Origin of the sequence: Methylobacterium sp. J-030 (assembly GCF_022829545.1) — a bacterium.
Taxonomy (GTDB): domain Bacteria; phylum Pseudomonadota; class Alphaproteobacteria; order Rhizobiales; family Beijerinckiaceae; genus Methylobacterium.
Map to the genome: position 1 here is coordinate 1 of NZ_JAKSYM010000015.1, position 4,094 is coordinate 4,094.

Annotated in this window: 8 protein-coding genes; 3 read left to right on the forward strand and 5 right to left on the reverse strand. The window is 62.3% G+C overall.

All coding sequences use genetic code 11. The features are described from left to right. Positions 1 to 89: 89 nt before the first annotated feature. A complete protein-coding gene (locus tag MKK75_RS00295; RefSeq protein WP_244040645.1) occupies positions 90 to 371 on the reverse strand; it encodes a hypothetical protein in 282 nt (93 codons plus the stop codon). Between the two features lie 84 nt (positions 372 to 455). Next, positions 456 to 746, reverse strand: a complete 291-nt coding sequence (locus tag MKK75_RS00300) for a hypothetical protein (protein ID WP_244040646.1) — start codon at positions 744 to 746, stop codon at positions 456 to 458. Between the two features lie 95 nt (positions 747 to 841). Here MKK75_RS00300 and MKK75_RS00305 point away from each other — a divergent pair, with 95 nt between their 5' ends. The 3 genes from MKK75_RS00305 to MKK75_RS00315 all read left to right on the forward strand — a co-directional run bounded on the left by MKK75_RS00305 (position 842) and on the right by MKK75_RS00315 (position 1,834). Next, positions 842 to 1,072, forward strand: a complete 231-nt coding sequence (locus MKK75_RS00305) for a helix-turn-helix domain-containing protein (RefSeq protein ID WP_244040647.1) — start codon at positions 842 to 844, stop codon at positions 1,070 to 1,072. A 91-nt stretch (positions 1,073 to 1,163) separates the two neighbouring features. Beyond that, on the forward strand, positions 1,164 to 1,454 hold the full coding sequence (locus MKK75_RS00310; RefSeq protein ID WP_244040648.1) for a hypothetical protein: 291 nt from the start codon (positions 1,164 to 1,166) through the stop codon (positions 1,452 to 1,454). A gap of 26 nt (positions 1,455 to 1,480) precedes the next feature. Beyond that, the gene (locus tag MKK75_RS00315; protein WP_244040649.1) at positions 1,481 to 1,834 is read left to right on the forward strand and encodes a hypothetical protein; all 354 of its coding nucleotides are present in this window, start codon (positions 1,481 to 1,483) and stop codon (positions 1,832 to 1,834) included. An 88-nt stretch (positions 1,835 to 1,922) separates the two neighbouring features. On the opposite strand, the gene MKK75_RS00320 is transcribed toward MKK75_RS00315, so the two are convergent. The 3 genes from MKK75_RS00320 to MKK75_RS00330 form a co-directional block, all read right to left on the reverse strand. Further along, positions 1,923 to 2,330 carry an anaerobic typically selenocysteine-containing protein gene (locus MKK75_RS00320; protein ID WP_313901821.1) on the reverse strand — a complete coding sequence of 136 codons (408 nt, stop codon included), beginning with the start codon at positions 2,328 to 2,330 and terminating at the stop codon, positions 1,923 to 1,925. Positions 2,331 to 2,626: 296 nt separating this feature from the next. Continuing rightward, complete coding sequence (locus MKK75_RS00325; protein WP_244040650.1) at positions 2,627 to 2,992, reverse strand: hypothetical protein; 366 nt, start codon at positions 2,990 to 2,992, stop codon at positions 2,627 to 2,629. Between the two features lie 4 nt (positions 2,993 to 2,996). Continuing rightward, a complete protein-coding gene (locus MKK75_RS00330; RefSeq protein WP_244040651.1) occupies positions 2,997 to 3,695 on the reverse strand; it encodes a hypothetical protein in 699 nt (232 codons plus the stop codon). Between the last annotated feature and the right edge of the window lie 399 nt (positions 3,696 to 4,094).

Sequence of the window (4,094 nt, forward strand, 5' to 3'; positions counted from 1 at the left end):
CAGGTTCTTGAGGGAGGCACGGAAGGACATCGCGAAATCCTCGAGAGTTGAGGGCGCGGGCAGCCGGCCCGCTCGGGTGCGGGCTGGGTTCAGAGGAGCGAGGCGAGGCCGGTGAGCACCATGCCGCCGCCGATGATCGCGATGGCCGCCAGCAGCTCGCCCGTGGCGTCGAGGAAGCGGAGGCTGCGGCTGTGCGACGTGTCCGGCCGGACCGGGGTGACGGCCTCCCACGGCTCGATGCCGCCGGGTACGGGCTCGTTCGGCAGGTTCAGGTACCGGCCATCGGCCGAGAGGCGGCGCCGGCCGGTGCGCGGGCTGTCGCTGCGAGCCGGGACGGGCTGCGAGAAATTCAGGATACGGGCATAGGTCATCGTTCGCGCTCCTGATGGGGCTCGTGGCGGTGGGTCGGTGGGTGAAGGGCGCCCCGTGGCGGGGCGGGTCAGGCCGCTAGAGGATCAGTGCGCGGCGGCGCGGTGGGCGGCCTTGGCGACCTGCCACGTGGCCTTGAGGGCGGAGGACATGGCCTCGGCGCGGGAGACGCCGCAGCGCTCCTGAATGCCGGTGGCGGCCTTGCAGGCGGCGGCCATGATCGCGGCGCGGTCGTAGCGGCCGCCGACGACGAGGGGGCGGGTGCGGGCGCCGATCTCGATCAGGACGCGAGCGCCCATCAGGCCGGCGGGGATGCGCGGGCGGCTGTCGCGGCCGGCGCGGTCGATGCGGGACCAGGAGACGGTGCGGTGGGACATGGTATCTGCCCGCGTTGCCAACGTCGAATTGCGTTGGTACACTGTACCTATCAGGGCACAGGTACAGTGTCAACTCGCGTTTGGACAAAACACCAATGAATCCGGCTCAGATGCGGATGGCTCGTGCTGCTTTGGGCTGGGGCGTGCGTGAATTGGCTCAGAAGGCGGGCATCACCGCCAACACCGTCACCCGCATCGAGAATGGTGCCGACGCAAAGCAGTCGACGATCGACGCCATGAAATCTGCCTTCGAGACAGCAGGCATCGAATTCATCCCCGAGAACGGCGGTGGGGCTGGGATCCGGTTCCGGGAGCGGAAAAACTAACATTTTGCCGTGTGAGCAGTTGTCACATGGCATTGGCAGGAACATCGACGAGTAGGTGCGCTTCCCTCAAAACTGAAATCCTCGAGGAAGCATGTCCAAAATCTTAAATATCGTCGCTGCTACTGCAATCATCGTAGTAACGACAAGCGTTTCGTTCGCCGCTCCATGCAATGTTGGCACGACTACGAACATGTCAGGATCGTCCAAGGATACCAGCTCAAACGTCGATGGCAGTACAACCGGCAAGGTGTCGCCGGGTGCAAAGGGCGAGTCTCCCGGCACGGTTGGGGCGATGAACAACGTCGGTGTGTCCACGAAGGACGATGGTTCGAAAAAGGCACTAGAAGGCCAACCCGTGAAGCCCGGCAGCGACAACTGCTGAAGCAAGGGACACGTGGAGGATCTTTGATGAAACCTTACTTAATTTTGCCGATGGGAGCTTTCCTCCTTACAAGCAGTTCGGCTTTCGCTTCGTCATGCTCGGAAGAGATTTCGACTTTGCAGAAGCGCCTAAATAGCTCTGGCGCACGCACGGTTGCAGGCGAAAGTCAGGTCGGCGCAACGCCGCTCGGGACCAACAAGGCTCTCGATAAGGCCCCAGCATCCATACCCAGCGAAGCTGCAAACCATTCAACTGCTGGGGGGGTCGAAGAGGCGCGTGGTTTAGTGGAAAAGGCAGCGGCTCAGGAGAAAGCGGGCGATGCTGAGGGATGTCGGGACACAATCTTAAAAGCCAAAGAGACAGTCGGCGCATTGCCGTAGAGGCTCGACGCTGATGTTAAGCCCCCTCGTCAAGCTGCACTCGAAATCGACGAGGGGGACGCAAAGCAGATCGGCCGTTAGATGGCGATCAGCCCGCGGGCTGAGTTAACGTCAGTTTGCCCTTGAACGGATCGTTCGCGTTCCGATTGCTGGTACAGGCATATTCTTCCTGCCCCGGCTTCATCGTCCGGAGGCGCAGGGTCCCTTGGCCCTTCTGCTTGATCGTGTAGCCCTTCTCGCTCGCAGCATGGATCAGGTCGCCATCGGCGTGCAGAACCAGCCCATTCTCGAACTGACCGGGCGCCGTGATCGTAATGGGCGCATCGGCGCTGCTGACGATATGCAGAGCCACGTTGGTGTTGGCGGGCAGAAGGATCTCCGCGGGGTCGCACACCGGCTTCCCGTCCTTCATGCTGATGATCAGCTCCACCGGAGGCATCGCATCGCTGGCCGGCGCCTCCAGCGACTTGCTCTCAGCGTAGGTCGAGCCGACCAAGAGGAGGGCAGCCAGGGACGCTGCGCCAGCGAAAGTATGTTGTATCATGATATGCTTTCTTAGTTCAGCCTCGGACAAAAGCGGAGACCTGCCTGAAGAAAGATTATCATCAAGCCTAATGTTCCAGGCCCTGCAGTCGAATGTAATGTGAGTAATGACCGCTGCTCTTAAACCGACATCATATATTGGTTTATTCGTCATAACGGCCTGATCGGCAAATTCAGAGGACATTCGCGTACAGATCGCGAAACGGATGATTTGGCGGGTGCTGTAGAATAGACCTAGATCAAACCGCCTTACCGCCACAAGGCGCTAAAGGTCTCTTCGAGATCGTTGATCAGAGTTCGGTTGCAGAAGCGGTGCAGGACGGGACCGTCTGTCGTTCCCTCGCGCATCTCGATCGACTCGGTATTCTGATCGTAGGAGAAGGTCAGATGGCGGCCGCCGAGGGTGGTCGACAGGATGGCCTTGGCGCCTGCCTCGTCCTGGATCATCTCGGTCGATCCCGGCGCACCGCGCCACATGATCCCACCCAGTAGCGCCAGGGTGACCGCCTTCATCTGCAAGGCCTCGCCATCGGCTTGCGCGATGACCCTCACCGCGTACCGCCGCACCGCGTCGAGGTCGGTTTTTTCGGACCTGACGGGAGCAAACAGGGCCATCGGCTTATTCCCGTCTTGTCGTAATGTCCGTGGCGCCGGTTGAGGTGGCGGAATAGCCACCCCAGCCCTCTGTCGAGACCGGCGACGTCCCACCCCAGCCCTCCGCGCGCCATATCGCGAGGCGCAACGTCGGGTCGACTGAGCCATGGTCCTTCAGAATGCCCATGACGCAGTCCCGCTGGCCGTCCGCGATCACGAGGTTGAGCATCGCTGCGCCCTGCCTCAGCCGCGAGCAGCAGGCCTCCAGCGCCTCTGGAGGTACGCCGATCGTCCCGAGCCTAGTTCGAAGACCTGAGCCGTCGGGAAGCGATGCTCCCACCTCGGCGGGGCCGGCATCCGGATCGGCGGGGGCGGCCACAAGTTGGATCGCTTGCTGAGAGATGCCGGCCGCGACCAGCGTGGCCGTCGCGGCCAGCGCATGGCTATGGCTCTCATACAGCGCGAGAATGCGAAGACTCGCATCCGCGCTCGGAAGCTGGAGCCCCTCCGGTCGATCGGCTGCATTACCCTCTGATGCGAGCTCCGTCCGCGCCGTAGCGATGAACGCGGCGCGCTGGTCTGCGCTCAGCACGAAATCAGCGTTCATCGTGGATCCCTTCGTGGAGGAGGGATCCGACCACATCCGGTCGCCCGGCCCGTTGTCGAGGAAGTTCCGCCGCGCGCGTTCGAGCACCGCGGCTTCGACCGGATCATCGTTCGCCATCTCACATGGGCTCATGGGTTGGCACTCCGCACGGCGGGCTGCGGATATGCTGGATTACCCCCGGGCACACCGCTGCTGTTAGCCGATGACGCGGTGTCTGACCTGCCTGTCTCAGAGCCGGTGATTTGCTTGCGCGATGCCGCCTGGCTCTGGCTGGCATAGTCGGGTGGCGAACTCGCGCCCTGCCAAATCATCAAACCGGCCAGGGATGTCAGCATCAGGCCGACGCTGACGATCAGAACGTAGAGGGCCGGCCTGCCGCGCTTGCCCTGGCGGCTATCTTGACCGGAGGTATGCTCTGACACTCATGAACCTCGCTTGCCCGCGTTATTGCGAACATGAACGAGAAACATATGCCAATGGATGAAAGTTCTGGCCTGCGACTTCAAGGGCAATCGA

What these genes read in the sequence shown, in the direction of transcription:
- MKK75_RS00330 (WP_244040651.1), bottom strand. Translation starts at nt 3,695, where the DNA reads ATGGCGAACGATGATCCGGTCGAAGCCGCGGTGCTCGAACGCGCGCGG.
- MKK75_RS00295 (WP_244040645.1), bottom strand. Translation starts at nt 371, where the DNA reads ATGACCTATGCCCGTATCCTGAATTTCTCGCAGCCCGTCCCGGCTCGC.
- MKK75_RS00310 (WP_244040648.1), top strand. Translation starts at nt 1,164, where the DNA reads ATGTCCAAAATCTTAAATATCGTCGCTGCTACTGCAATCATCGTAGTA.
- MKK75_RS00325 (WP_244040650.1), bottom strand. Translation starts at nt 2,992, where the DNA reads ATGGCCCTGTTTGCTCCCGTCAGGTCCGAAAAAACCGACCTCGACGCG.
- MKK75_RS00315 (WP_244040649.1), top strand. Translation starts at nt 1,481, where the DNA reads ATGAAACCTTACTTAATTTTGCCGATGGGAGCTTTCCTCCTTACAAGC.
- MKK75_RS00300 (WP_244040646.1), bottom strand. Translation starts at nt 746, where the DNA reads ATGTCCCACCGCACCGTCTCCTGGTCCCGCATCGACCGCGCCGGCCGC.
- MKK75_RS00305 (WP_244040647.1), top strand. Translation starts at nt 842, where the DNA reads ATGAATCCGGCTCAGATGCGGATGGCTCGTGCTGCTTTGGGCTGGGGC.